Here is a 26,487-nt window from a genome sequence, read left to right as displayed (position 1 = left end):
GGTACAAATACGCGTTTATAATGTAGGAACCATGTAGGAAAGATGTAGGAAAACGCACTAATATACATGGGCTAATATTCTGATTAGTAATTATTTAAGTCAAAAATGTAGGTAGTGTAGGTTATTTTTCTTTTTTTCTGGAATCTTTTTCTATTTAGGGGTAGTATTCTCCATAAATATCCCTTGATTTTAAGTCATTTTACACGTACTCTATTAAAAACTAATCTTTTAATTACATTGATTTTATTGACGTTTTTTCCTTATATTTTTATTCCATAAATATCAGCTGCCCTCAACATAGCTCAAGTAAACTTGGCTTTGCTCTTGCTTGCTTGCTCTTCCATCATCCTAAACCGTAATATAAACGGCCGATTCTCCCGCAGATTACGCAGATTTACGCAGACAAAAGACAGGTTGTTCAAATGGATCTGCTAAAGCAGATGCCGCTGATCTCGCTGACAAAGACAGTTTGGACACAGGGAAGATAATGTAGTTCATGCTGTTTGCTGTGTGCTGTTTGCTGTTTGTCTGCGTGGATCTGCGCTATCTGCGGGAGACATATGGGATTTCCTTGTACATTGATTAAGTCCTCTTGCGTATTATTCTCTCGCAGATAACGCAAAGGTCGCAGAGGAACGCAGCAAGCTGCATTATTTCGCAGAGAAAGACATCTTGTAGTTATGTTGTTTTGGGGGTTATCTGCGTAATCTGCGGGAGAACAGGCCGTTTAAGTTGAAGCAATAAATCTGCGGGAGATTAAACAAAAAAGCCTTCACATTAATGTGTGAAGGTACTTAAATAAATACTTCGCTGTGATAGTAGGCTTAGAAACAAATGAATAGAAATAGCTATCCATTAAATAAAACAATTACAAAGAAGGAATCAGCAACAGGCTTGTATAAAAATAAAATGGGAGTCGAGCTCCTTCATGTTGCCCAACTCCCTTTTTGAGTTATTGCGGTCATATTTCCGCTTATTCTTACTAATCAACAGACGTTGAAATTTTCCGTCTCGCCTTTCTAATTCTTCATTGCGAGAAATCATCCTGAGAATCTTTACAGGATCATTAGACTTTGTTTGTTTTGACTTCTTCATAATTGCATCTTTTTAAAGTTCCATATTGTTCTAAATCACTATGTCTATTCGTTTGCTTTAACTAGCAATACTTATATGTGCAAAGATAATGCAAACGAGTGGAAAAGCAAAATAAAACGGGTTTAATTTTGTTTTCCCGAGTGCAGCTTATCTTCACCGAAGGTAAAGTAATACAAACGAGTGGAAAAGCAAAGAAACTTGTCATAATTTTATAATCAATTCGTAAGTTTATTGATTTAATAATTTAAAGACTACTCACCCTATATATAGTCCCTGTTACCTGAATTTTGACCTGAACGATTTGAAGTCCCTATATCTTCTAAGCCAAATCCATTCCAAAATTTATGTTCGATAATTTGTGAATTACAAAATAAACTAATATCTTTGCAAGTATATGACTGCAAACAAAGTAATACCAAACATATCCGTTCATCCTGGAGAAATTCTAAAGGATGAAATTGAATATCGAAGGATCTCACAACGTCAGTTGGCAAAAGAGATTGGCATGTCATACTCTGTTTTAAATGAAATCTTAAATTACAAACGCCCTGTCACTACAGAATTTGCACTTATGATTGAAGCTGCGTTAAGTATAGATCACGAGCCTTTACTTAAAATGCAGTCGAATTATGATGTACAAATGGCTAAAAGGGAAACACATAGTCACTACAATAAACAACACCAAATGAAACATATATTACTATCAATTTTTCTCTTATGTAGTCTTATATCTGAAGCGAATCCAATTCAAGGATTACTTGAACGTATAGACAAGGGGGCTGGAGATAAGTTTGAAACAGAACTCGTAAATAGCAAGAAAGACTTTTTTGAACTGTCACAAGACAAAGATAAAATATTAATCAAAGGAAATACTTGGGTTAATATTGCATCGGGATTGAACTGGTATCTGAAATACTATGCAGGAATACAACTGACATGGAACAACATGAAAGCTGATATTCCAAACAAACTTCCTAAGATCTTAAAACCGGAACGCCATGAGACGGACTTGAAACTAAGATATGATTTCAATTACTGTACGTTCTCTTATTCCATGGCTTTCTGGGACTGGCAAAGATGGCAGACAGAAATAGACTGGATGGCTCTTCACGGAGTAAACCTTCCGCTAGCGATTGTTGGCGAAGAAGTGGTGTGGAGAAACATGCTACTGAAACTAGGCTACAACAAAGAAGAAATTGGTAAGTTCATTGCCGGACCAGCATTCCTTGCATGGTGGGAAATGAATAACCTTGAAGGTTGGGGAGGTCCACTACCCGACTCTTGGTATAATGCACAAGAGGCATTGCAGAAAAAGATTCTGAAACGAATGAATGAATATGGCATGCAACCAGTATTGCCAGGCTTCTGCGGTATGATGCCACACGACGCAAAGACAAAGCTAGGACTCAACGTGACAGACGGAGGAACATGGAACGGATATACACGACCAGCTAATCTATCAGCAACGGATAAGCATTTCGACAAGATAGCAGACCTATATTATAAGGAATTAACGAAACTATACGGTAAAGCGAATTATTATAGTATGGATCCTTTCCATGAGACCAACGATGACGCGAACATTGACTACGCGAAAGCAGGAAAGGCGGTGATGGACGCAATGAAACGTACTAACAACAAGGCGACTTGGGTGATACAAGGTTGGACAGAGAATCCACGTCAACAGATGATAGCTGATATGAAGAATGGCGATTTGCTGATTGCTGACCTATTCTCTGAATGTCGCCCTATGTTTGGTATCCCTTCGATATGGAAACGAGATAAAGGATATGAACAACACGATTGGCTATTTTGCCTATTGGAGAACTTTGGTGCCAATGTTGGACTTCACGGACGCATGGATCAACTGATAAACAACTTCTATGCGACAAAGGTTATTTCGCCAAATACGGAACATATAAAAGGTATTGGATTCACAATGGAAGGTTCTGAAAACAATCCCGTGATGTTTGAAATGATGAGCGAACTGCCTTGGATACCAGAGAAGTTTAAGAAAGAAGACTGGGTAAGAAATTATGTAAAAGCAAGATATTCAAGCAACGACGCTAATCTGCAAAAGGCTTGGAGCATACTTTCAGAAACAATATACAACTGCCCTGCAGGAAACAACCAACAGGGACCTCACGAAAGCATATTCTGTGGTAGACCAGGATTAAACAATTTCCAAGTTAAGAGTTGGTCGAAAATGCGTAACTACTATGATCCTGCATCAACACTTGAAGCTGCAAGACTGATGGTTAGCGTTGCTGACAAGTTTAAAGGTAACAACAACTTTGAATATGATCTTGTTGATATATGCCGTCAAGCACTTGCCGACCAAGGAAGACTGCAATATCTTAAAACTATTGCTGACTACAACGGATTCAGCATCGGACAATTTGACAAAGACTCAAAGAGATTTCTTAAGATGATACTTCTGCAAGACAAGTTGCTTGGAACAAGAAGTGAATTCAGATTAGGTCACTGGACTGAAGCTGCAAGAAAGCTGGGACATACCAACGCAGAAAAAGACTTGTATGAATGGAACGCAAGAGTACAGATCACAACATGGGGTAATCGCATCTGCGCAGACAAGGGTGGACTTCGCGACTATGCTAACAAGGAATGGGAAGGATTACTGAAAGATTTCTACTATAAGCGTTGGAGTATATACATGGACGCATTGGCAAAACAGATGAAACAGAACCAACTGCCAGATGAAGATGCTCTAGGAGCTGGCAAGAATGCCACAAAGACAAGTTCGGAACTCTTTGCTATGGCAATGCCTACTGGTCCACAGATAGACTGGTATGCAATAGAAGAACCTTGGACACTTCAACATAATGAGTATAGCGCCAAGCCTGAAGGTGACGCCATTGAAATGGCAAAGGAAGTTATAGAATTTTTAAAATAAAATAGATATGGAAAAGCAACGTCTGATATCACTTGATGTCTTAAGAGGACTTACCGTGGCTCTTATGATAACTGTAAACAATGGTGGTGGAAAAATGATATACTCTACCCTAGAACACAGCAAGTGGAACGGTATGACTCCATGCGACTTGGTGTTTCCATTCTTTTTGTTTATCATGGGAATATCAACTTTCCTTAGTTTTAAGAAAAGTAATTTCACATGGAGCAAGACCACAGCCAGAAAAATTGCCAAGAGAACAATCATGATGTTTGCGATTGGATTGCTGATCAACTGGTTTGGATTACTATTAAGCGGCAAAGGACTTGACTTCGCTCACCTTAGAGTTTGGGGAGTGATGCAGCGAATTGCGTTATGCTATCTTGCCGTATCAATATTTGCACTGAGCTTTAAGCATAAATATATACCAATAACAATTGTAGTACTGCTTGCTGGATATGCAGCAATACTCGTGTTTGGCAACGGATATGCTTATGACTCGCATTTGAACATACTATCAAAAGTTGATACAAGCATATTCGGATATGATCATCTATATCACAAAAGTCCTGTAGACCCAGAAGGGTTGCTAAGTACGATTTCAGCAATAGCCCACACGATGATAGGTTTTTATTGCGGAAAGCTAATGGCATCTGCAAAAGACACAGAAGACAAGGTGATGAAGTTTTTGATTGCAGGCGGCATACTAGTCATCATAGGTTATCTTGTAAGCTTTGGATTGCCATTAAATAAAAGAATATGGAGTCCAAGCTATGTGTGCATGACTTGCGGACTAGCTGCTATATGTCAGGGATTACTGATGTATTACATTGATATAAAGGGGGTAGCGAAGGAAAAACTTAACATGGCTTTGATATTCGGAACCAATCCCCTATTTCTCTATGTAGTCAGCGAACTAGTTAGTATTATATTCGGAGCAACAGGATTGAAACTAGGCATATACAACGGTATAAACACTGTCGTCATCAATCCATACGTAGCATCACTTGTTTATGCTATCTTATTCATGCTATTGCATGCACTGATGGGTTATCCATTGTGGAAGAAACATATATTTATAAAGTTGTAATGCGAAATCGCATTACAACTTTATCTTCATTCTAGCGCTTCATAACTTTCACGCCATCCTTGATGTAAACGCCTTTATACGCTTTTACATCTGGCATTTTCATGCCCTTTATATTATAGTACTTACCCTGAGAATCATCTTTTGATATTTCGTTGATACCTGTAGAAACCTGTCCGTTTCCAATAACTAAATAGAGATTGTTGCCTGACATTTCCAATTTGTAGGTTACGCCACTGATACCTTCAATGGTAAGATCACTTAAACTGCCCTCTACCCTAGCAAAAGTACCAAGGAGATAGGCACCATCATTAGGTTTGGTATTACCAGTGAACTCAATGACTGGAGCAAGATATTTTGGACCATCAGTCCAGTCTACCTTATTTATACGTAACGTATCAGCTGAGATCTTGGCAGAAGACAATAGCATAACAATTCGAGAACCGAAATTCAAAGTAACTGAGCGTGCAGATACATCACCCTGTGGAATAAGTTTTGAAGCATAGTCCATTGTGATACCTGCACCAAACTTACCACCATTTGTTTTCAATATAGCGAAACGATTTAACCACACACGACTTGAAGGCATATTTCCATCAAAATCTAGTTCACCATTCCATACATCAGTATTGCCTGTATAGGTCTCAGTAACATTAGGCAGTTTCAATATGCCATCACCTTGCTTAATAAGACGCATCTCGCCTGTGAATGCACCACCAGTAATGGTATGCGTATAAGTAGTAGTTGTGATATTAGCATTATCATCATGTCCCTCAACCCATGTAGGGGCATTGTCTGTAAGGATATATGGAGCAGCACCATCAACAACGCTGACATTCATATTATCAGTCATAGCCAAAAGCAAATGCTTATCGTTATTATCTGTATTGATAGATGCACCGTCAGCAATTTCAACCCTATCAGTGAGCGTACTTGGAGGAGGTGCTACCGTTATACCTTCAGCCTTTCCAAGGAAATAACTTATATGAGGAGTTTGGTTGTATGCTTCCATCTGCCATACTTCACTTTGGCGATATTGAGAATCGTGCCACAAAGTATAATTACGATATTCAGTAGGATATGTTGTCGTATATATTCTGAGGTTTCCGCCACATCTTACAATAAACTCTTCGCGCCAATCTCCGAGAATATCACCCTGAAAACAAGGATTATTCTTAGAATCATTATTCATGTTGCAGCCTAAAGATGTAAAGAGTCTGCCATAACCAGGCTTTTCTATCTTAGCCTCCTTAGCAGTACCAGGACTATTCAGAACTTCATCACACAAATCACCGTCCCAATAGATTCGGAAATTCAAATCACTCCACTTTAGAAAAGTATCAGCAGTGATTCCAAGAACATTATCGGTAACTGAACTTATTAAATTTGAAGCAGAAGAACGAGCTTGACATCCATGAAAGCTATCAGAGAATTTTCCGATCAAAGCACGTCCATCATCGGCTGTTGTCTCAAAGCGATAATACATATCAGATGTAGTTGCATTACGATAATTGTTTCCAGGCTTATCTTCATTGCAACCAAAGAACTCGAGTCCATGACGATATGGATCAAAGTCACCGACATGCTGAGAATCACCATGACCAAGACCAGTTGTGCTAAGTCCTTTTCCATTATCATCAATGACCATTGAACCATACACAATCTCATCTCTGCCATCCATATCAACATCGGCAACACAGAAATTATGATAACCGTTACCATACCATTCACTACCAGGTTGATTACAATTCCAAGTCCAACGGGTAGTAAACTCATGCGTCTGCGGATTGATATCATAAGCGATCATCTTCTCACGGGTGTAGATGCCACGAGCTAAGAACAAACTAGCTTTACGACCATCAAGGAAAGGAGCACCAAAGAAATATTTTGATGAACGATGACCATAGTCATCTCCCCAAGCTGCTTTAAGATCTGTTTCACCATCTTCTAATCTCTTTAGTGGGAAATCCATAACCTGATATGGTTTACCAGTTTCTCCGTTAAGATAAAGAAGATACTCATTACCTGTGTGAGTCCAGCAATACTGCGCATTAGTATGAGCAAACGTATTTCTTGTATTTACGGTTGCGTCGCCGATAACCTTAGTTGTTCCGTCAGAGAAATGAATTTTCATACCATCAGCACCACGAAGTACGACTTCAGCTTTGCCATCACAATCCCAATCATAAGCAACAATATTAAGTTCTGTGCTATTAAGGCTCACCATGTTTGGACCGCAATCAATCCACCACATTCGCGTACCATCTAGTTTATATGCTTCAAGAATCGCATAATCTGTAGCATTTTCCAGATACAAAGAAGATGCATCTTTCGTATTAAGTCGCTTGAGAAGTATTTCTAGTTGTCCGTCACCGTCAAGATCAGCCATACTGATATCATTAGGCTCATAATCAGCTGTGATATCAGAACCATCTGCATTAGAATAAACCTTTTGAAGAGTGATGTCCTTATAGCCAGAATAATTACGATCAATAAGCTTATAAAGATAACAATTCCAAGATGTCTGAGGTTTGCATTGAGGTTGCTCCACCCCTTTAACGATAGCGCTTACAGTGTACTCACTAGTAGTACTACCACCTGTATCATTATAATTTGACACGCTCAAGGGCTTATCATTTAGTTTGATACCATCCCTATAAACATTATAGGTAACATCATAATACTCATTAGCAAGGATTCGCCAACTTACGAAAGTTCCCTCATTGCTAGTTCCATTTGTACGATGAACTACTACAAGACCACGATCAAGTGCATCTGTCATGCGTTGGGCATTAAGCCCTAGACACAAGAATAGAATCCAAAAGGATAATAAAATCTTTTTCATTATTAAACATTAAAGTTCTAAAGAATCAATTAGTTATTAGATTGATTGTTTGTTGCGACAAAGTAACGGAATAGAATTCATGCGAAACGGCGAAAATCGTTCGTTTTTCTGTAGATTTGTACTTTTTGATAAAGATAGTTAAATTAAAGCAAATATTTAAGTTTAGTTTACACCAAGAAAAAGATAATTCATATCTTTGCGTATAGAAAAAAGTAGGATATTAAACAAAATGATAATGGCAAAACAAATCACAAATAAAGTATCTTGGGTTGGTAAGATAGATTGGGAGCTTACCAAATTCCACGGAGACGAGCTCTCCACAATGCATGGTTCCAGTTATAACGCTTATCTCATTAAGGATGAAAAGACTGCACTTATCGACACAGTATGGCAACCTTATGATAAGGAATTTGTAGCAAGACTGAAGAAGACTATAGATTTGAAAAAGATTGATTACATTGTAATGAATCATAACGAGATTGATCATAGTGGTGCGTTGGTTGAATTAATGCGTGAGATTCCAGGTACACCGATATATTGCACAAAGAAAGGTGAATCTATTATCCGTGGTCACTATCATCCACAAGACTGGAACTTTGTAAACGTCAAAACTGGTGATACTCTTAATTTAGGACAGAATACACTTACATTCATAGAAGCACCAATGCTTCACTGGCCAGACACAATGTTCAGCTATCTTTCTGGAGAAAATATATTATTCTCTAATGATGCCTTCGGTCAGCACTTTGCAACAGAATCACTATATAACGATACTGTGAAGCAGGATGACTTGATGTGGGAAGCGCAGAAATACTACGCTAACATCATTAATCCGTTCAGTATGATGGTGAGCAGAAAAGTGAAAGAGCTTATTGGTATGAATCTTAATATTAAGATGATTTGCCCTAGCCATGGTATCATCTGGAAAGAGAATCCGAAACAGATTATTGACAAATACATTGATTGGTGTAACGGATATAAAGAAAACCAGATTTCAATTATCTATGATACGATGTGGCAATCTACACGTAAGATGGGAGAAGCAATTGCTGATGGTATTCAGAACGTAGATAAAGATGTGACTGTAAAATTGTTCAATGCCTCACAAATTGACAAGAATGATATTCTAACAGAGATTTTCCAGTCTAAAGCCATATTAGTTGGTTCGCCAACAATAAACAACGGTTATTCGTATGCAATTGCCGGAATATTGGAAATGGCTCGCGGAATAAAATATAAAGGAAAGAAAGCTGCAGCGTTCGGTTCTTATGGTTGGAACGGTGATGCTCCAAAAATGATTACTGCACACTTGAAGGAAGCAGGATTTGAAGTCGTTAACGATGGAATAAAGAAACAATGGGTTCCAGACGAGAAAGACTTAGATGACTGCATTGAATATGGTGAAGAATTTGCAAAAGCAACAAAATAAGATTATTAACAATTTAAAATTTGACAACATGGAAAAGTATGTTTGCGATGTATGCGATTACGTATACGACCCAGCGGTAGGAGATCCTGATGCTGGAATAGCTCCTGGTACATCATTTGAAGATCTTCCAGATGACTGGACATGTCCAGTATGTGGAGTAACAAAAGATGATTTCCAAGTACAGAAATAATAAATAAACTAACAAATAAAAATCCCAATGCTCGTAATGAACATTGGGATTTTTTGTTATGTTATATCTGTAGATTACATTGAAGCTACAGATGCACTATCTATCCATGAATAAACCATGCTGAATACACCAAATAGGATTATTCCTGCTGTGCAGATAGCAAGGGCCAACTTTGTGCTACTTGCGCTCTTGAACCAAGGAAGAGGTTTCTCATTTGGTTTGATATACATTGCCTTTACTATCAACAAATAGTAGTAAAGACTTATCACTGTATTAATCAAAGCGATGAATACCACAGAATAAGCCAGAACACCTGGTGTTGTAGATAAAGATGCACCCTTGACTGCAGACATGAAAACAAAGAACTTGCTGAACATACCTGCAAATGGAGGAATACCACCAAGAGAGAACAAAGCAATTGTCATAAGGAACGCAAGCTTTGGATTGGTCTTATAAAGTCCATTATAACTCTCCAGATCTACTGTTCCATTATTATGTTCCTCGATGCTGCTGATAACAGAGAACACAGCCATGTTGGCTACAACATAGACAAGAACATAGAAGCTAAGAGTTGTATAGCTCATTGCAGAGTTACCAACAATAGCAAGAACGATGTAACCTGCCTGAGAGATAGAACTGAAAGCCATGAAACGCTTGAGGTCTCTCTGACGAATAGCAAACAAGTTGGCTATAGTAATTGAAAGAACAACAACTATAAACAACATATACTGCCAATATTCTACCATAGGACCAAATACCTTGATCAAGATAGAACAAAGAGCAAATGCTGCCGCACCCTTACTAACAACAGAAAGATAACCTGTGATAGTTGTTGGCGCACCCTGATAGGTATCAGCTGTCCAGAAATGGAATGGAACCAAAGATATCTTGAAACCAAGTCCACTGAAAAAGAACACCATACCCATTATAGTAAGAGGTGTAGCTGTAATCTTAACTGCGATATCATCAAAATACATAGTACCCATTGCTCCATAGATAAATGATATACCATAGAGCATGATGCCACTTGAGAAGGCTGCAGTAAGAACGAACTTAGCAGCTGACTCAGCAGAATTATGACGATACTTATCAAGACCTACCAAACAAGCCATTGGAATAGATGCCATTTCAAGTCCCAAGAAGAACAATAGAAAGTGATTTGCACTAACCATCATATTCATACCAAGAAGAGTTGAAGCAATAAGAATGTAGAACTCTCCTTCCTTGAATTGTGTATCAGGACGCTGTATCCACTCACGACTTTGTATCAATACGATCAATGCTCCTAAAGCAAGAATAGTCTTGATAACACCAACAGAAGGGTTTGTATAATACATGCCACCAAAAGCTACAGAAGCTGTTGTTGGGAATATATTTATCACAATATGTGCTGCCATCAGCAGACAAACCAAAGGATTAAACCATGCACGCGAAGAACTGTTAGCCTCTCCATTAGGAGTAGGTATTACAGCTCGCTGTGATGTTGCAAAGTCTGCAATGAAGACGATTACCAAAAGAGCCATCAAAGTGACTTCTGGTATCATATTTAAAAATTGACTATAATCTATATTCATAATAAATCTTTAATCTTAATTATTAAAATCTACATTACAGAGCAGCTACTGTAGTGCTCATAATATGATTGATAATTGGAGCAACTGCATCGCTGATTACATTACTTGCCCATAGTGGGAACAAACCAAGACCAGCAACACAGAAGATAAGACCTCCAATTGCTAACCTCTCATCCCAAGTTGCATCATGAAGTTCAAAGAACTTCTTGTTTGGTACCTTCTGGAAAAGAATCTTACCAACAACACGAAGAATGTAAACGGCAGTTACAACGATAGATGTACAAGCGATTATCGTACATACACGATGGAAAGTATCTGCATTTTGGAATGAACCTACGAAGATTGTCATCTCAGCAACGAAACCAGAGAAACCTGGTAGACCTAAGTTAGCCAAACCTGCTATAACATAAGATACAGAAAGGAATGGAAGAACTTTCATTAAACCACCAAGATAACGTACGTCTCGAGTTCCGGCACGGTGATAGATCATACCGATACAAGCGAAGAACAAAGCTGTCATAAGACCATGTGAAAGCATCTGAAGAACAGCACCTGTAATTGCAGTCTGTGTCATCATACACAATGCGAAGAGCACCATACCACAGTGTGATACTGATGAATAGGCATTGATATATTTCAAGTCAGTCTGTACACATGCAGCGAGTGCACCATATACGACAGAACATGTTGTAAGTACTAGGAATATCCAAGATAGTTGCTGAGCAGCCTCAGGCAACAAATACATGGCAATACGGAAACATCCGTAACCACCAAGCTTCATAAGCACACCTGCATGGAGCATTGACACAGCCGTAGGGGCTGAAGCATGACCGTCAGGAGACCATGTATGGAATGGGAACAAAGCACCAAGTACACCAAAACCAATAAATATGAATGGGAAGAATACCTTCTGAACTGCTACTGGTATATTATGTAATGCAGCAATTTCATTAATATTCATTGTTGTTGCACCACTAAAATAATATATTCCGAGAATACCGAGAATCAAAAGAGCACTACCACCCATAAGCATAAGGGTAAGCTTCATTGCTGCATATTCCTTAGGCCCTGTACCCCATACACCAATAAGAAGGTACATTGGGATAAGAGCAACTTCATAGAACATGAACATGGTGAAGAGATCGGTTGATATAAAGAAACCGAAAACACCAATGCTAAGAAGAACAAACCAAAGGAAATATTCTTTCTTCATTGGTTCTAGCTGCCATGATGCAAAAGTACCTGTGAAAACGATAACAGCAGAAAGCAATATCATCACAACAGATATACCGTCAACACCAACGCTATATGCTATATTAAGAGGTGCAAACCAAGGTGTGCTATATGTAAACAGCATCAGTTCGGTATTACCCGCATGACGCATTTGAATGAAAGTGATAGTAAGCCATATTGCAAGACCAAGCAACGCAGAGGCTCCAACAACCATCACACCACGTACCTGATTGTCATTCTTTGCTAACCAAAGACCAACAAGCATAAGTACCGGAATTACTACGAATAATGTTAATATACTCATTTTTCTATTTATTCTTTATTAAATCTTCATTATTCATTAGCTGAGAATGCAAAGCAAAATCAGAGTCAAAGCTACAGTACCAGTAAGGAACCATGCAGCATAAGAACGAACGTCTCCACTCTGCCATGGACGAATAGTCTCACCGGCTTCCTGAGCACTCCATGCCATGAAGTTAAAAGTACCATCGATAACATGGCGGTCAAACCAAGCAATAGGCTTAGAGAAACAACCAAACACGATTTTATGAGTAAAGAACTGCCAAGCATCATCAATATAAAAACGATTGAGAGCTGCCTTATGAAGTCTAGGCATTTTCTTGGCTAGCATATCTGGAACAGGATTGTTCTTTGGAAGATACATCCATGTCGCAAGACCAATACCAATGGCAGCAGCCAACAAACTGAACCACGCAACACCAGAAAACTCAAAATGCTGTAATCCAATCTCCATACTCTGACCAGTAGCTGAAATGAAATGTCCAAAAGGAATCCAACCAGCAAATATTGATACTATTGCAAGGAATACCAATGGTCCCCACATAACGAAAGGAACCTCACCTGGCTTCTTGCGATTCTCTGGATCAAGCTCATAATAGCTCTGTCCCCAGAAAATAACATAATACAAGCGGAACATATAGAATGCTGTCATACCTGATACAAGAGTCATAAACCATCCCATGAATGGAGAGAACTCAAAACAAGCTGAAACAATTTCATCCTTTGAGAAGAATCCTGCCAAAGGCCATACACCACTGATGGCGATACAACCAATAAGGAAACAAATGTTTGTAATAGGCATATACTTATGAAGTCCACCCATATACTGCTTGAAGTTGCTTCCTATGATGACAATAATAGCACCAGAGCAAAGGAACAACAAAGCCTTAAACATAGCGTGTGTGAACAAGTGGAACATACCTGCCATATAACCCAAACCACCTTCATGATTGTCGATAGCGTAACTTACGCCAAGTGCAACCAACATATAAGCAATCTGAGATATAGTTGAGAATGCAAGACCACGCTTGATATCGCTCTGGCAACAAGCTACAGCAGCTGCATAGAACGAAGTAAAAGCAGCAATGTAAGCTACCCAATGAAGTTGATTAGGAGCATATTGCACCCAAATTGGGAAAAGACTTGCTACCTGGTAAACACCAGCAACAACCATAGTTGCAGCATGAATCAACGCAGATACAGGAGTTGGGCCTTCCATAGCATCTGGCAACCAAATATGCAATGGGAACATCGCACTCTTACCAGCACCACCAATAAACATTAAGAATAATGCTGAAGGCAACAACCAAGAATATTTAGCAGCTACAGAAGCTAACTTACCGATAAGCTCAGGGTTAGCATTCATGTCGTAATTAAATGTTCCGACATAGTAGCTAAAGAACAAGATTCCTATCAAGAAGAACAAGTCAGCGAAACGAGTAACGATGAAAGCTTTCTTTGAAGCGTGTACGGCAGAATGCTTAGGATAATAGAATCCAATCAACAAATAAGAACATACACCAACCAGCTCCCAGAACATATACATCTGGAAAATGTTTGTAGCTACAACAAGTCCAAGCATACTCATGGTGAACAAAGAAAGATAAGCATAGAAACGCTGGAAACCATGTTCGTATTCTTCAAACTTATACTTGTCATCACGCTCAGCCATATAGCCAAAACTGTAAATATGAACCATAAAACTTACCGTTGTGATAACGATCAACATCATTACGCTTATTGGAGTAAGACGGAAACCAATGTTGAATGTCAGAAGTTCGGTAAATTTCAACCAAGTAAAATTAAATACGGTAACTGTCGGGTATAAACCAGTAGCAGCATCTCTTCCTATAACAAAGAAATACTCATAAGCAGTATACAATGACATAGCGAAAAGGCTACCCAACATTATAGTACCGATTAAACCGGCAACCGGCTTTTTCATCTTCATACCACAAAGACCAAGAACCAAAAAGCTCAAGAATGGTAGAAGAAGTATTAAAAATGCATAACTGTATTCCATTTCTTTTAGAATTTCATGTTTTCAATACTGTTCACCTGGTCACTGTGATAGTTACGGTAAACATTAATAATAATAGCCAAAGCCACGGCTGTCTCAGCTGCACTTACTCCGATAGAGAACAATGTGAAGAAGAAACCTTCAAACTGTGCTGGGAAAAGAATGCGGTTGAAGACTGCAAAATTTATATCTACAGAATTCAATATCAATTCTATAGAGATAAGCATAGCTACAAGGTTACGACGCGTAACAAAGCCAAACACTCCAATAAAGAAAAGCAGTGTACTAAGTGCTATAAAATATTCTACAGGGATATTCATTTCTTGTCCTCCTTTCGTGCAATCATTATACCTCCAATGATACATGCCAAAAGAAATACTGAAATGAACTCGAATGGAAGTACATACTGATACTTACCACTTCCAAGAAGGGCTGTACCAATTTGATCCATAGGAACTTCTGTATCAGTAACCTGAGCAGCAGCATTGATAAAATTATTCTTAATTAAAACTACACCTACAGTAGCAAGACCTACAAGCGATAAAAGCAAACCGCTTATGACACGGCTACCCTTGAAACGCTCAATAAGTCCTTGAAGTGAACGCTTAGAAACAAGCTGAATAGCAAAGATATACATAACAGTGATACCTCCGGCATAAACAGAAATCTGAGCGGCACCCAGGTATGTGTAGTCAAGCAGGAAATAAATTCCTGCAACACCAAACAAAACGAAGAGCAAAAATGTTGCTGCTCTTATGATTCGTTTTGTAATTACGCACATTACGGCTGATCCAAGAATGACTACAGCCAAAATGCAAAACATAACTAAATTTGCCATAATCTATTACTTGGTTTTAGTGTTAAACTTACCGATAGTCAAAGGTGCGCCACCATCAAGGATGTTTGGAAGGCTACCACCTTTATATACTTCTTTGTCAAGATGACATACCAACTTATTGCGGTCGAATACAGAATTCTCAAAATCATTTGTAAATTCAATCGCATCAAAGTTACAAGCATTAACACACAGCTGACAAAACATACAGTCGCCAAGATCATACTGATAATCATCCAGCTTTTTCTTTTTGCGACCAGTCTCAGGATCTTCCTCCATGTGAGCTGTAATCTTGATTGTATCATTTGGACAAGCTTTCTCACACATTGTACAAGCAACACAGTTATGGCTTTCATCCTCATTTCTCTTGAAAACGAGACGGCCACGATGGCGCTGAGCAACATGGAGGGTAGTCTTGCGGTTCTCAGGATACTGCTCTGTTACCTTTGGAGTAAAGTACTCTATCAGAGTAACTTTCATACCAGTAGCAAGAGTTTTGATTGCAGCTCCTATTTCACCGAAATATGATTTATTATTTTCCATTTTATTATTCAATATTTATATTCTATTACCTATGCGGATTAAAAAGTCAAACCAAATGCAACACAGCAAGTTGTAAGAACAAGCACGAACAGCATTAAAGGCATGAGATATTTCCATTCCAGTTTCAGAAGATTATCAATTCTAAGACGAGGGAATGTCCAACGGACCCACATTAGAATCCATACCAACATAAATGTCTTACCGAAGAACCAAACGAAACCTGGTATCATATTCATCAAATTGTCAAATCCGGTAATACCTACGTTCAATGGTGCCCAACCTCCGAGGAAGACAGCACTCGCAAGTCCTGATATAACAAATAGATTCAGATACTCTGCAAGGTAATAATAACCAAAGCCCATACCTGAATACTCAGTATGATAACCAGCAGTCAACTCACTTTCGGCTTCACCTAAGTCAAATGGACCACGGTTAGCCTCAGCATTACCAGCGATAAGAAATACTATAAAAGCGATGATTGCTGGAATATGCCCCTGAATAATAAGCCACTTCCAAGGACCTGTCTGAGCCTCAATAATACCACTCATCTGCATTGTACCTGTAAGAATTACAGCACAAATAAGGCATAAGCCTAAAGACACCTCATAAGAGATCATCTGTACTGCAGCACGCATTGCTGATACAACAGAATACTTGTTGTTAGAACCCCAACCAGCAAGGAATACACCTAGCACACCAATAGAACTAATTGCTGTAACCAAGAAAATACCTACATTGAAATCCAGAATGTGCATACCCTTATTCCAAGGAAGGAAAGAGAATGTACCAACTGAAGCAATCATTACAAGGAACGGAGCTATCGCATATAAAAGTTTATCAGACTTATCTACTGTGAAGATTTCTTTTATAAGCATCTTCAAAACATCTGCAAACACCTGAAATATACCCCAAGGACCTACACGCATAGGACCTACACGGCACTGGAAATAAGCACAAACCTTACGTTCCATAAAAATCAGTACGATACAAATAAGCGCATAAGCTGTCAAGACTAAAAGTCCGATGAGTACGCACTCAATAAGAATGGTCCAGAAACTAGGCAACCCCAAAGTCTGACTAAGGAGCGCATCGAACCATTTTGTTACTATACTAAAATCAAACATAATTTATCTATCAATATCAGGAATTACGAAATCAATTGCAGCACCAGTTGCTACCAAGTCAGCAATCTTCTGTCCACGAAGCATCTTGTCGAATGCACCGGTCAAGGTCAATCCCATTGGGCGCATCTTCAAACGATAAGGGCTCTTATCACCATGAGAGTCGAGATAAACTCCAAATTCACCAGCTCCACCTTCTACAGAGAAGAACCATTGACCTTCAGGAACCTTAATGATAGGCTTCTGCTTGATATAGAATTCACCTTCAGGAATATTATCAATAAGCTGTTCAATAATGTTCAAGCTCTGATATACTTCCTTTATATGAACCATGTAACGAGCCATTGAATCAGCTCCAGTAAGAGTTATTTCGTCAAATTTCACCTTATCATATACACCATAAGGATGATTTTTACGAACATCATTATGCCATCCAGCTGCACGTCCTGCAGGACCTGTAAGAGCATAATTAATACAATCGTCAAGCCCCATAGGACCAACACCTTCCAAACGCTGATGTGTAATTACATTATCACCAAACACGTCCATGTATTCCTGAACCATAGGGCGCAGATATTTACAAAGAGTTTTTGTGTTCTGTACAAAATTTGGATCGATATCATCCTGAAGACCACCTATACGATAATAGTTTTGTATAAGTCTACCACCAGTTGTCTCTTCCATTACATTCAGCACATGCTCACGATCACGCATACAATAAAGGAATGCGGTCAAAGCACTTAAATCCTGCGCACATGTACCAAGGAACAACAAGTGATTGTTAATACGCTGCAACTCATCCATTATTGTACGGATATATAGAATACGGTCTGAGAGTTCTATTCCCATACCCTCTTCTACAACACCTACCAACGCATGACGCTGCATCATCGCACAAAGATAATTCAAACGATCTGTTAATGCAAGAGTCTGAGGGTAAGTCATACTTTCACACATCTTCTCCATACCACGATGAATATATCCCAAATGTGGATATACCCCCTTGATAGTCTCACCGTCTACAATAGTCTGTAAACGTAACACACCATGCATACTAGGGTGGTTAGGTCCCATATTTACAACGAAATCATCTTCATCAAAAAGACGATGCTGTGTAGCTACAAGATTACCACTTCTATCAAGATTCCATTCTGTAGTGAAATCTGATTCAGGTTCGTCTGTAACAGGGAACTTATTATTCTCAGGGCTCTCATCAAAGTCCTTACGAAGAGGATAACCAGTGAAATCCGTACGAAGGAACAAGCGACGCATATCTGGATGTCCCAAGAACTTTATTCCTAAGAAATCAAATACTTCACGCTCTAACAAATTAGCAGCATTCCAAAGATTAAGTGTTGTTGGAATAACTACATCATCGCCAACCTTCTTACCAATAGTCTTAGCTGAGCAGCGCTCGTGAGTATCTGTATTTTCAAGTATGTAGATACATCCGAGACCTTCTTCTCCAAAGTCTTCACCAATAATGGTAACAAGGTAATCGAAATGTTTCTCGTTCTTCAACTTTGCCATTTCAGAAGCAAAGTTATCGAAATTGAGTTCTATATTATTTAGTTTCATTTTCTTGTACCTTATTAATCAGTTAGCTCTTTATTTGGATCAAAATCTTCAGGAACATCCGTTACGATGATTGGAGTTTTCTTTCCAAGTTTCTCAGATGAAGTTAGAACCTCATTGCTGATTCCACGTAAGCCACCCTTACTTAAAGATAGTTCACGTTCCTCCTTTGTCATCTTATGGTTTGCACCACCAAAGAACTTTTCAATCTTAACCTTACGCTGCAATTGCATCATACCATAAAGAATTGCTTCTGGACGTGGAGGGCATCCTGGAATGTACACATCCACAGGAACAAGCTCGTCAATACCACGAACTACATTATAGCTTTTCTTGAAAGGTCCACCACTAATGGTACAACCACCAACAGCTACAACATACTTAGGTTCTGCAATCTCATCATACAAGCGCTTGAATACAGGTGCCATTTTATTGGTAATTGTACCGGCACACATAATTAAGTCTGCTTGACGTGGAGAGTTACGAGTCACCTCAAAGCCAAAGCGAGAGAAATCGTAACGTGCACAGCCGACAGCCATAAACTCAATTCCACAACATGAAGTACCAAAAGTAAGTGACCAAAGAGAATTGCTTCGTCCCCAGTTAATGGCCTGATCCAATGAACCAAGCACAACATTTACTCCGCCTTCGTTTAATTCCTGCGTAATCTTTTCAAGAGAATCATTATCCTTGAACTCGTCATAAGGAATACTCTTAATGTGAGGTTTTCTTACTTCCATTCCAACGCTCCTTTCCGCCAGGCATAAGCCAAGCCAAATACTAATACTACCAAGAAGAAACCAATACTAACTAAAGCCATTGGCCCAAATTGTCTAACAACGACTGCCCATGGATAGAGAAATACAGTCTCAATGTCAAACATCAGGAAAAGGATGGCAAAAAGGTAATATCCAATGTGTACTGGCAGCCAAGAAGAGCCGCGAGTAGGAATACCACACTCAAATGGTTCACCCTTTACCGGATTGTAAGAACGCGGACCGATAAGCTTAGCAATGACATAAGATGCCAATACTAAGAACACAGCCGTTATCAAAACGGTAATGAATAAAGTAAAATACATAAAATCTATAACGTTATTTTAATAATCTGCTTAAACTAAGGCAGATAGCTGATCTGCCAAAAGCGTTTGCAAAGTTAGCAATAATATTATAAATATTACGCTATATTAACAAAAAAAAGATCACATAAATAAAAAAAAGCACCGGTATTAAAACCGACGCTCTATAAGTTCAAGGCACATTCTGCTGTTATGATAAGGACATTTCCAAAAACCAGCTTTGTCATCTACGATATTCAAAGTTCCATCATCAAGTTTTGCCCAATGCCATTCTCCTTTATCCCAATCAACAAGATTCTTTTGTATAAACGACCAGCATCTTACAGCTATACCAAGAGATGTTTCCTCTCTAAAATACTGATATATATTCATGTGCCCAATTATATTTTCACATTGCACCCACCATTGCCTCTGCATGTCATAACTATCATTATCTTTCCAATGTTCATATATCATGCTCCCATCAGAACGCAGTCCTTCATCAGCCGCCACAGCAATTTTTCTTATTATAGGCTCTATTTTCCTTAATAACTTTTTGTCGTCAAGAACCAGTGCTGATTCATGCAAAAGCCAACTAGCCTCAATATCGTGTCCATAACTCTCTATGTTTCGGTTTCCATCCCATTTATCATCAAAAAACAAATCCAGATGATGAGTTTCGGTGTTAAGGAGTTTATCAGTAAATATATCAAGCAAGTTACGCATACTCTGTTCCAATTTTTTATCTTTCCAGACACGATAAAGATTAGTATACGGTTCTATGATATGTAAATGAGTATTCATTGTTCTGCTCCCATTCTCATCTTTATCACTCAAACGCATATCTTCAATAGGCTTCCAGTCCCGAGTAAGAGCTTCAATATAACCATTATTATCTGCATCAAAAGCATATTTTTCTATGTCATTATATAATGATATAGCTACTTCAAGAGATCTTTTGTCACCAGTTGCGCGAACATATTCACTTAAACCATATATAGTAAAGCCTATAGCATAAGTCTGCTTTTTACAATCTAAAGGATTTCCTTTATAGTCTAAAGACCAGAACACTCCACCAAACTCCTTATCAATGAAATAGTCTAAAATATAATTTCGTGCACGAGTTGCTGCAACAAGATACTCTTTCTTTCCCAGCACTCTATATGCTGCCGAAAAACTCCATAAAATTCTAGCATTCATTATGGCACCTTTCTCAGCATCAGCATGAACAATATCATGACCGTCTACCCTACCATAATATCCACCGTTGACATTATCAGTAACATTGTCAATCCAATAACGCAGGATGTTGTTTTCAAGAACATCCTGCATTGTCTGTTTAAAACTATCCATTAATCTTCTATTTTACGTATAGACTTTAACTTAGCATTGATTTGTTTCATCTTACTCTTTGTCAACGGATAAGCAACCATTATTACAACCATAAGAATTGCAACAGCTGCAGGTATGTAACTCATGGTTAGTTTCATTCCAAGAATTGCACTGTCTGTTTGATGCAATGCATTTGGAACTAGTCCAAAAGCTGCAAACAACCATAGGACTGCACTTCCTGCAATAGCACCTCCAAACTTCTGTGCCATGGAACCTGATGAGAATATAAGTCCTGTTGAAGATGTATGGTCTTTTACAGCAGCAAAATCAGCAACGTCTGCATACATGCTCCAAATAAGAGGAGAGATTATTCCTGTACAGATAGATATCAGAATTTGCAATAACAACATTGTAATAAAGCCAACATTTGTACACGGCAAATAGAAGAACAAGCAGCTAAGAATAGCCATTCCTATACAAGAAACAGCAAAAGTACTGCGCTTACCTATTCTTCGACTAATAGGAACAGCCATAACAACTCCTGCCATATTACAAACTTCACCTACAGCAAGGAATAAACCTGCAAAGAACAAAAAACTTGCAATACCTAAATTTATATGAACATTTTCACCTATATAATACTTAAAATAATAAGCTACCGTTGCACCACGTACAGTATTAAATAAATTTGAACACAGAGCAGCAGCTGTCAGCAACCACCAAGGAGAGTTTCTCAACAGAGAAGAAACATCTGAACCTAGAGATGTAGCTTCGACCTTAATATGCTCTTTAGTAATTCTAAAACATAATAGGAATAATAAAAAGCAGAAAACAGCAATTACGATCATAGCCCCTTGCCATGCACCTGTTTCTGCACAACCATGCGCCTTAAACAAATCGCAAAGAGGTTCCCAAGCAAACAAAGCTATGAATGAACCTGCATAAGCGAAAAACATTCTAAAACTAGAAAATACAGTCTTTTCATCGGAATCATTTGTTAATACTCCAAGCATTGAACCATAAGGAACATTAATACCTGTATAAACTGTCATCATGAGTATATATGTAACATAAGCCCATATTAGTTTCCCTGTTTCTCCCAGATGAGGTGTTGTAAATAAGAACACTCCACATACTGCGAAAGGAGCAGCAAACCACAATAGATAAGGACGATACTTACCCCATTTTGTCTGTGTACGGTCTGCAAGAATGCCCATCATCGGATCTAATATAGCGTCCCAAATACGAGTAACCAGCATCAGAGTTGCTGTGGCGCCAAGTGACAGTCCGAAAACATCACTGTAAAAAATCGGTAGATAATAAGAAAATATCTTCCAAAACATACTACTAGACATGTCACCAAAGCCATATCCTATTTTCTCAATTAGTTTAGATTTTATCATTAGGTTATTATTTAAATAAATCCATAAATTACACAGAATTGCAAATATAATAAAAATTAGATAACTCTATATAACTTATGGATCAAATATTATAGTTTTTTATTCTTAGCAATAAGCTTTTTTATTGTCTCAACAGAAGCACTTGTCGTGAGACCGTCTTCAGGTGTGTTTAGACAATAGTCTACAAGTTTGTCTATTGTCGAAACAGCTACATGCATGCGAGTATCAGAACTTGCATAATATATAAAGACTTTACCGTCTTCGTCAGCAATCCAGCCATTGGCAAAAACAACATTCATTACGTCACCGATATATTCTCCACCTTTAGGAACAAGAAGAGAACCTCCTGGCTTTGCAATTACCTTTGCAGGGTCATCAAGTGCTGTCATATACATATACAACACATAACGCAATCCAGAAGCACATCCACGCACACCATGCGCTAAATGAAGCCATCCACGATTTGTTTTTATTGGATGAGGACCTTCGCCATTCTTAACTTCCATTATTGTATGATAATGGCGAAAGTTAATAATTTTTTCATCGGTAATCTTCGCATCGGTAATATCATCAACAAGAGCCCAACCAATGCCTCCGCCTGAACCTGTATCAATAAACCCATCCTGTGGACGCGTATAAAAGGCATACTTACCTTCAACAAACTCTGGATGCAATACAACATTGCGCTGTTGACATTTTGTTTTCAAATCTGGCAAGCGTTCCCAACTTATAAGATCTTTTGTACGTGCAATAGCAGCTGTTGCCGTAGCTGCACTTAAATCTTCTGGCTGTGAATCATCATGACGCTCTGCGCAGAAAACGCCATAAACATATCCATCTTCATGCACTGTAAGTCGCATATCATAAATGTTTGTTGCAGGAACAACATCATCAGGCATTGTTATTGGCTCGTCCCAAAATCTGAAGTTGTCTACTCCGTTAGGACTCTCAGCAACAGCAAAGAAACTTTTTCTGTCAGCACCTTCAACACGCACTACTAATAGATATTTCCCCTTCCATTTTATGGCACCACTATTCAATGTAGCATTCATCATTATGCGCTGCATCAAATATGGATTATCCTTTTCATTAAAATCATAACGCCATTCCAATGGAGTGTGATCAGCGGTTAGTATTGGATTTTTATACCTTATATAAATTCCGTTTCCAAACTCTTCTGGTTCATTTGCTTTTGTTATCAGCTGTTCGTGATGCTCACGCAGTGATATAACTTTTTCTTGAAAGCTATTCATAATTATATCTTGTTTATTTTATTTATCTAGATCTTTTACAAATAAAGTTTGCTTTATGTCATAAAACTTTTTAAAATCCGCCTCTGTTGAATGTCCTGGGTATGAAATATAAAGTTCTTTCTCATTATCCCAAGCATTTCGCCAAAACAGGACATAACTTAATTTATAATTTTTCAACACAGTCCATAATGTATTTGTAAACCAATCAGCATAAGGCAATTGTTGACAACCTGTTTCTGTTAGAGCTACTATTTTCTTTTCTTTTTTCCCTATCAGTGTTATTTCGTCCAAATCATGTTTCAGACTCTGCTGATATTTTGCATTATCCTTGTCAAACTCATATAAGTCTACACCCAAAACATCAACATAACGGTTTCCTGGATAATATTTCATAAAATCATTATATCCACTATTTGGAGAGAATGCCCACACAATATTATCACAATGATATTCTGTTTCAAGTTTATCATGTGTCAGCATATATAATCTTTTATACTCATCAGATGTGCAACCATTTTTGCCCCACCAGAACCAACCACCGCTCATTTCATGCCAAGGACGAAATATCACAGGTATCTTAATACCATCTTCTGTCTTTAATGAATTAATGAACTCTGCTACGATCTTCAACCAGCCATCAAATTTTGAATACATACTCCCCTCTGGAAAAATCTCTTTAACAGCATTACCAGTTGTATCCCATGCAGATTTACCTGTAACAGGATTATGAGGATGCCAGCTCAAGGTAATAATTCCACCTCTTTTATATTGTGCTATTATTTCTTTCCGCATTCTATCAAATGAAACTTTGTCTAAATTCTTCGTGTGGCCTAATTCTATCTCTCCTAAATCAAATCCCATAACTGCAGGATAATCACCAGTAACAGACAAGACATCTGATTTACCGAGATCCCACTTCCAAGTTTTTCCATATACGGGATCATCTTGATGTCCTATCATTATACCAGCCTTTTGCAAAGTTTTAAGGCGCTTAATCAATTTGCATGCAGGTGTATTAGCATTAACACCAAGAGTTAGAAAAAATATTGCATTAAGAATTGCGAATCTCTTCATAATCAAAAATTTAGTTATTACAACCTATATCATTTCACGTTTAAGTGTTCTTTTATAAAATTCTGCCATTCATCCCATTGTTCCTGATACCAGTAATGGCCCGTTTGCTGATACACACTCAATATCTTTGGTGCTTTAACAACATTATAAAGTCCATAAGATGATGTCGGAGGCACTACTTCGTCGTTATATCCAAAAGAATACCATCCAGGAACATTAATCCTTTTTGCAAAATTGACACCATCATAATACATACTAGCATCTACTTTATCATTTAATGACTTATCAGTATTCTTATAAAAATAATGTGGCCAACCACCTGCTACTCCATGCACTTCTGCCGAATAATCACACATAGCGTCATGAACTACACCTAGAAATGTAATACGCTTATCCAATGCAGCAACTGCTAATGAAAGGAAACCTCCCTGACTTGCGCCAGTCACGCCTATCGTTTTTCCGTCCCATTGAGGCAATGACACTATATAGTCAACACCACGAACTGCTCCTGTAACAACACGTTTATAATAATTTTTATCAGGATTATCAATATTTGTATCCCAATAATTATTCAATGCGCCACCAAGCAGATTATCATAAACACCCTGCTGCATCGTAACGGGAATACCATGTATACCGATTTCCAACACTATGGCTTTGCCTGGGGCTGTATATGTATCACCACTATAAGGTCTGACTCCTGCTCCGGGAACTCTTAGCAACGCAGGATATTTACCTTGTTTTACAGGAACAGACAGTATTCCATAAATTCTACTATTAGATGTATTGTTAACATAACTTATTTCATATACGTCATCGTCTACAGTACAACGCTCTGGCAAAAGTCTTTTCGTAGGATTCAAATCATTAAGTCTTGCTTCTTTCAGCGCTTTGCTCCAGAAAGTATCAAAATTCTTTGGTTCATAAGCATAAGGCGTTATCTTTTCAGGAGAAAAACCTGCTGTGCAAAGTCCTTCATATTCTTTACCGTTTACGTTTGCAATAACTTTCAGACGATAAAATCCAGGAGCATTCATTTTTCCACAGAATGTCATTGTCCCATTTTTGAGTATAGTGGTTTTCTTAATATCTGGATACATCACTGGGCCTGCCTCATAAGAAACTTTGACATCACTAATTAGCGTACTCGATTTCAATACACAAACTTTAAAAACAGCCGTTTCTCCAACGACATAGTTCCATTCCTTATGATCAGGCTGAACCATAACAACTATACTATTTCCGCGAACTTGACTGGAAACAGATAAGATATTAAATAATCCAAATAAAAAGAATAGCAGTTTTTTCATTTTGGTTTTTATAAGAAACTTAAAACAGATTGAAAATTACATCTGCAAAGATATACAATATTCCAATATATATTTGATACTTTCTTGCTCATTACTTCAACTTTCATGCAGTATATTGATTAATTACAATTATAACATTTTAATAAAAAACTACACAATTTGGTTTATATAACAAAATTACATATTACCAAAATCGAATAAAAACGACTTCTACTATTATATATTATGTATATAAGACCAAATATAAACCATTTCATTATTAAGCAAAAAAGTATCAGCAATAAGCAATTAAAGTCAAAA

General features: G+C 38.0%; 20 protein-coding genes. 4 read left to right on the top strand and 16 right to left on the bottom strand.

Annotated elements, in window-relative coordinates; genetic code table 11:
- The first annotated feature begins 1,489 nt into the window (after window positions 1-1,489).
- Together prwr041_RS11070 and prwr041_RS11065 are read left to right on the top strand one after the other, a co-directional pair.
- Window positions 1,490-4,009 carry a HigA family addiction module antitoxin gene (locus tag prwr041_RS11070; RefSeq protein WP_207153826.1) on the top strand — a complete coding sequence of 840 codons (2,520 nt, stop codon included), beginning with the start codon at window positions 1,490-1,492 and terminating at the stop codon, window positions 4,007-4,009.
- Window positions 4,010-4,016: 7 nt separating this feature from the next.
- On the top strand, window positions 4,017-5,096 hold the full coding sequence (locus tag prwr041_RS11065) for an acyltransferase family protein (protein WP_207153825.1): 1,080 nt from the start codon (window positions 4,017-4,019) through the stop codon (window positions 5,094-5,096).
- Window positions 5,097-5,127: 31 nt separating this feature from the next.
- On the opposite strand, the gene prwr041_RS11060 is transcribed toward prwr041_RS11065, so the two are convergent.
- A complete protein-coding gene (locus prwr041_RS11060; protein ID WP_237072229.1) occupies window positions 5,128-7,938 on the bottom strand; it encodes a rhamnogalacturonan lyase family protein in 2,811 nt (936 codons plus the stop codon).
- Between the two features lie 235 nt (window positions 7,939-8,173).
- Here prwr041_RS11060 and prwr041_RS11055 point away from each other — a divergent pair, with 235 nt between their 5' ends.
- Both prwr041_RS11055 and rd read left to right on the top strand, forming a co-directional pair.
- A complete protein-coding gene (locus prwr041_RS11055; RefSeq protein ID WP_207153824.1) occupies window positions 8,174-9,367 on the top strand; it encodes an anaerobic nitric oxide reductase flavorubredoxin in 1,194 nt (397 codons plus the stop codon).
- Window positions 9,368-9,395: 28 nt separating this feature from the next.
- Window positions 9,396-9,557 carry a rubredoxin gene (rd, locus tag prwr041_RS11050; RefSeq protein WP_207153823.1) on the top strand — a complete coding sequence of 54 codons (162 nt, stop codon included), beginning with the start codon at window positions 9,396-9,398 and terminating at the stop codon, window positions 9,555-9,557.
- Window positions 9,558-9,631: 74 nt separating this feature from the next.
- On the opposite strand, the gene prwr041_RS11045 is transcribed toward rd, so the two are convergent.
- From prwr041_RS11045 to prwr041_RS10975, 15 genes are all read right to left on the bottom strand, one after another.
- Window positions 9,632-11,131 (bottom strand): NADH-quinone oxidoreductase subunit N, encoded by a 1,500-nt coding sequence (locus tag prwr041_RS11045; RefSeq protein ID WP_207153822.1) that lies wholly within the window; start codon window positions 11,129-11,131, stop codon window positions 9,632-9,634.
- Window positions 11,132-11,165: 34 nt separating this feature from the next.
- Window positions 11,166-12,668, bottom strand: a complete 1,503-nt coding sequence (locus prwr041_RS11040) for a complex I subunit 4 family protein (RefSeq protein WP_207153821.1) — start codon at window positions 12,666-12,668, stop codon at window positions 11,166-11,168.
- Between the two features lie 36 nt (window positions 12,669-12,704).
- Window positions 12,705-14,687, bottom strand: a complete 1,983-nt coding sequence (nuoL, locus tag prwr041_RS11035; protein WP_207153820.1) for an NADH-quinone oxidoreductase subunit L — start codon at window positions 14,685-14,687, stop codon at window positions 12,705-12,707.
- Window positions 14,688-14,692: 5 nt separating this feature from the next.
- Window positions 14,693-15,004, bottom strand: coding sequence for an NADH-quinone oxidoreductase subunit NuoK (nuoK, locus tag prwr041_RS11030; protein ID WP_018463932.1), 312 nt, complete (start codon window positions 15,002-15,004; stop codon window positions 14,693-14,695).
- Window positions 15,001-15,522, bottom strand: coding sequence for an NADH-quinone oxidoreductase subunit J family protein (locus prwr041_RS11025; protein ID WP_207153819.1), 522 nt, complete (start codon window positions 15,520-15,522; stop codon window positions 15,001-15,003). Before prwr041_RS11025 ends, nuoK begins: the two co-directional genes overlap by 4 nt.
- A 6-nt stretch (window positions 15,523-15,528) precedes the next feature.
- Window positions 15,529-16,062, bottom strand: coding sequence for a NuoI/complex I 23 kDa subunit family protein (locus prwr041_RS11020; RefSeq protein ID WP_207153818.1), 534 nt, complete (start codon window positions 16,060-16,062; stop codon window positions 15,529-15,531).
- 38 nt (window positions 16,063-16,100) lie between these two features.
- Window positions 16,101-17,186, bottom strand: a complete 1,086-nt coding sequence (gene nuoH, locus prwr041_RS11015; protein ID WP_207153817.1) for an NADH-quinone oxidoreductase subunit NuoH — start codon at window positions 17,184-17,186, stop codon at window positions 16,101-16,103.
- A gap of 3 nt (window positions 17,187-17,189) precedes the next feature.
- Window positions 17,190-18,761, bottom strand: a complete 1,572-nt coding sequence (locus tag prwr041_RS11010; RefSeq protein ID WP_207153816.1) for an NADH-quinone oxidoreductase subunit D-related protein — start codon at window positions 18,759-18,761, stop codon at window positions 17,190-17,192.
- 14 nt (window positions 18,762-18,775) lie between these two features.
- Window positions 18,776-19,498: an NADH-quinone oxidoreductase subunit B gene (locus tag prwr041_RS11005; RefSeq protein ID WP_207153815.1), complete on the bottom strand. Its 723-nt coding sequence runs from the start codon at window positions 19,496-19,498 to the stop codon at window positions 18,776-18,778.
- Entirely contained in the window at window positions 19,489-19,839 is a 351-nt protein-coding gene (locus prwr041_RS11000; RefSeq protein WP_018463926.1) for an NADH-quinone oxidoreductase subunit A, read from the bottom strand. The genes prwr041_RS11005 and prwr041_RS11000 overlap by 10 nt, the downstream gene beginning before the upstream one ends.
- Before the next feature lie 147 nt (window positions 19,840-19,986).
- On the bottom strand, window positions 19,987-21,168 hold the full coding sequence (locus prwr041_RS10995; protein ID WP_207153814.1) for an AGE family epimerase/isomerase: 1,182 nt from the start codon (window positions 21,166-21,168) through the stop codon (window positions 19,987-19,989).
- Window positions 21,168-22,550, bottom strand: a complete 1,383-nt coding sequence (locus prwr041_RS10990; RefSeq protein ID WP_207153813.1) for an MFS transporter — start codon at window positions 22,548-22,550, stop codon at window positions 21,168-21,170. The genes prwr041_RS10995 and prwr041_RS10990 overlap by 1 nt, the downstream gene beginning before the upstream one ends.
- An 89-nt stretch (window positions 22,551-22,639) precedes the next feature.
- Complete coding sequence (locus tag prwr041_RS10985; protein ID WP_207153812.1) at window positions 22,640-23,803, bottom strand: glycoside hydrolase family 130 protein; 1,164 nt, start codon at window positions 23,801-23,803, stop codon at window positions 22,640-22,642.
- An 18-nt stretch (window positions 23,804-23,821) separates the two neighbouring features.
- The gene (locus prwr041_RS10980; protein WP_207153811.1) at window positions 23,822-24,877 is read right to left on the bottom strand and encodes a glycoside hydrolase family 26 protein; all 1,056 of its coding nucleotides are present in this window, start codon (window positions 24,875-24,877) and stop codon (window positions 23,822-23,824) included.
- Window positions 24,878-24,906: 29 nt separating this feature from the next.
- Window positions 24,907-26,187, bottom strand: coding sequence for an acetylxylan esterase (locus prwr041_RS10975; protein ID WP_207153810.1), 1,281 nt, complete (start codon window positions 26,185-26,187; stop codon window positions 24,907-24,909).
- Window positions 26,188-26,487: the final 300 nt, after the last annotated feature.

This window comes from Prevotella herbatica (assembly GCF_017347605.1).
In the GTDB taxonomy this organism is placed as follows: Bacteria; Bacteroidota; Bacteroidia; order Bacteroidales; family Bacteroidaceae; genus Prevotella; species Prevotella herbatica.
Note: the sequence above shows the minus strand (reverse complement) of the source record. Positions and strands in the feature narration are given on the sequence as shown.

Coding starts and splice junctions, on each gene's coding strand:
- prwr041_RS11060 (WP_237072229.1), bottom strand. CDS start 7,938: ATGAAAAAGATTTTATTATCCTTTTGGATTCTATTCTTGTGTCTAGGG.
- prwr041_RS11010 (WP_207153816.1), bottom strand. CDS start 18,761: ATGAAACTAAATAATATAGAACTCAATTTCGATAACTTTGCTTCTGAA.
- prwr041_RS11020 (WP_207153818.1), bottom strand. CDS start 16,062: ATGGAAAATAATAAATCATATTTCGGTGAAATAGGAGCTGCAATCAAA.
- nuoL (WP_207153820.1), bottom strand. CDS start 14,687: ATGGAATACAGTTATGCATTTTTAATACTTCTTCTACCATTCTTGAGC.
- prwr041_RS11040 (WP_207153821.1), bottom strand. CDS start 12,668: ATGAGTATATTAACATTATTCGTAGTAATTCCGGTACTTATGCTTGTT.
- prwr041_RS11005 (WP_207153815.1), bottom strand. CDS start 19,498: ATGGAAGTAAGAAAACCTCACATTAAGAGTATTCCTTATGACGAGTTC.
- prwr041_RS11045 (WP_207153822.1), bottom strand. CDS start 11,131: ATGAATATAGATTATAGTCAATTTTTAAATATGATACCAGAAGTCACT.
- rd (WP_207153823.1), top strand. CDS start 9,396: ATGGAAAAGTATGTTTGCGATGTATGCGATTACGTATACGACCCAGCG.
- prwr041_RS11055 (WP_207153824.1), top strand. CDS start 8,174: ATGGCAAAACAAATCACAAATAAAGTATCTTGGGTTGGTAAGATAGAT.
- prwr041_RS11000 (WP_018463926.1), bottom strand. CDS start 19,839: ATGTATTTTACTTTATTCATTACCGTTTTGATAACGGCTGTGTTCTTA.
- prwr041_RS11065 (WP_207153825.1), top strand. CDS start 4,017: ATGGAAAAGCAACGTCTGATATCACTTGATGTCTTAAGAGGACTTACC.
- prwr041_RS10980 (WP_207153811.1), bottom strand. CDS start 24,877: ATGAAGAGATTCGCAATTCTTAATGCAATATTTTTTCTAACTCTTGGT.
- prwr041_RS10985 (WP_207153812.1), bottom strand. CDS start 23,803: ATGAATAGCTTTCAAGAAAAAGTTATATCACTGCGTGAGCATCACGAA.
- prwr041_RS10975 (WP_207153810.1), bottom strand. CDS start 26,187: ATGAAAAAACTGCTATTCTTTTTATTTGGATTATTTAATATCTTATCT.
- prwr041_RS10995 (WP_207153814.1), bottom strand. CDS start 21,168: ATGGATAGTTTTAAACAGACAATGCAGGATGTTCTTGAAAACAACATC.
- prwr041_RS11025 (WP_207153819.1), bottom strand. CDS start 15,522: ATGGCAAATTTAGTTATGTTTTGCATTTTGGCTGTAGTCATTCTTGGA.
- nuoH (WP_207153817.1), bottom strand. CDS start 17,186: ATGTTTGATTTTAGTATAGTAACAAAATGGTTCGATGCGCTCCTTAGT.
- prwr041_RS11070 (WP_207153826.1), top strand. CDS start 1,490: ATGACTGCAAACAAAGTAATACCAAACATATCCGTTCATCCTGGAGAA.
- prwr041_RS10990 (WP_207153813.1), bottom strand. CDS start 22,550: ATGATAAAATCTAAACTAATTGAGAAAATAGGATATGGCTTTGGTGAC.
- nuoK (WP_018463932.1), bottom strand. CDS start 15,004: ATGAATATCCCTGTAGAATATTTTATAGCACTTAGTACACTGCTTTTC.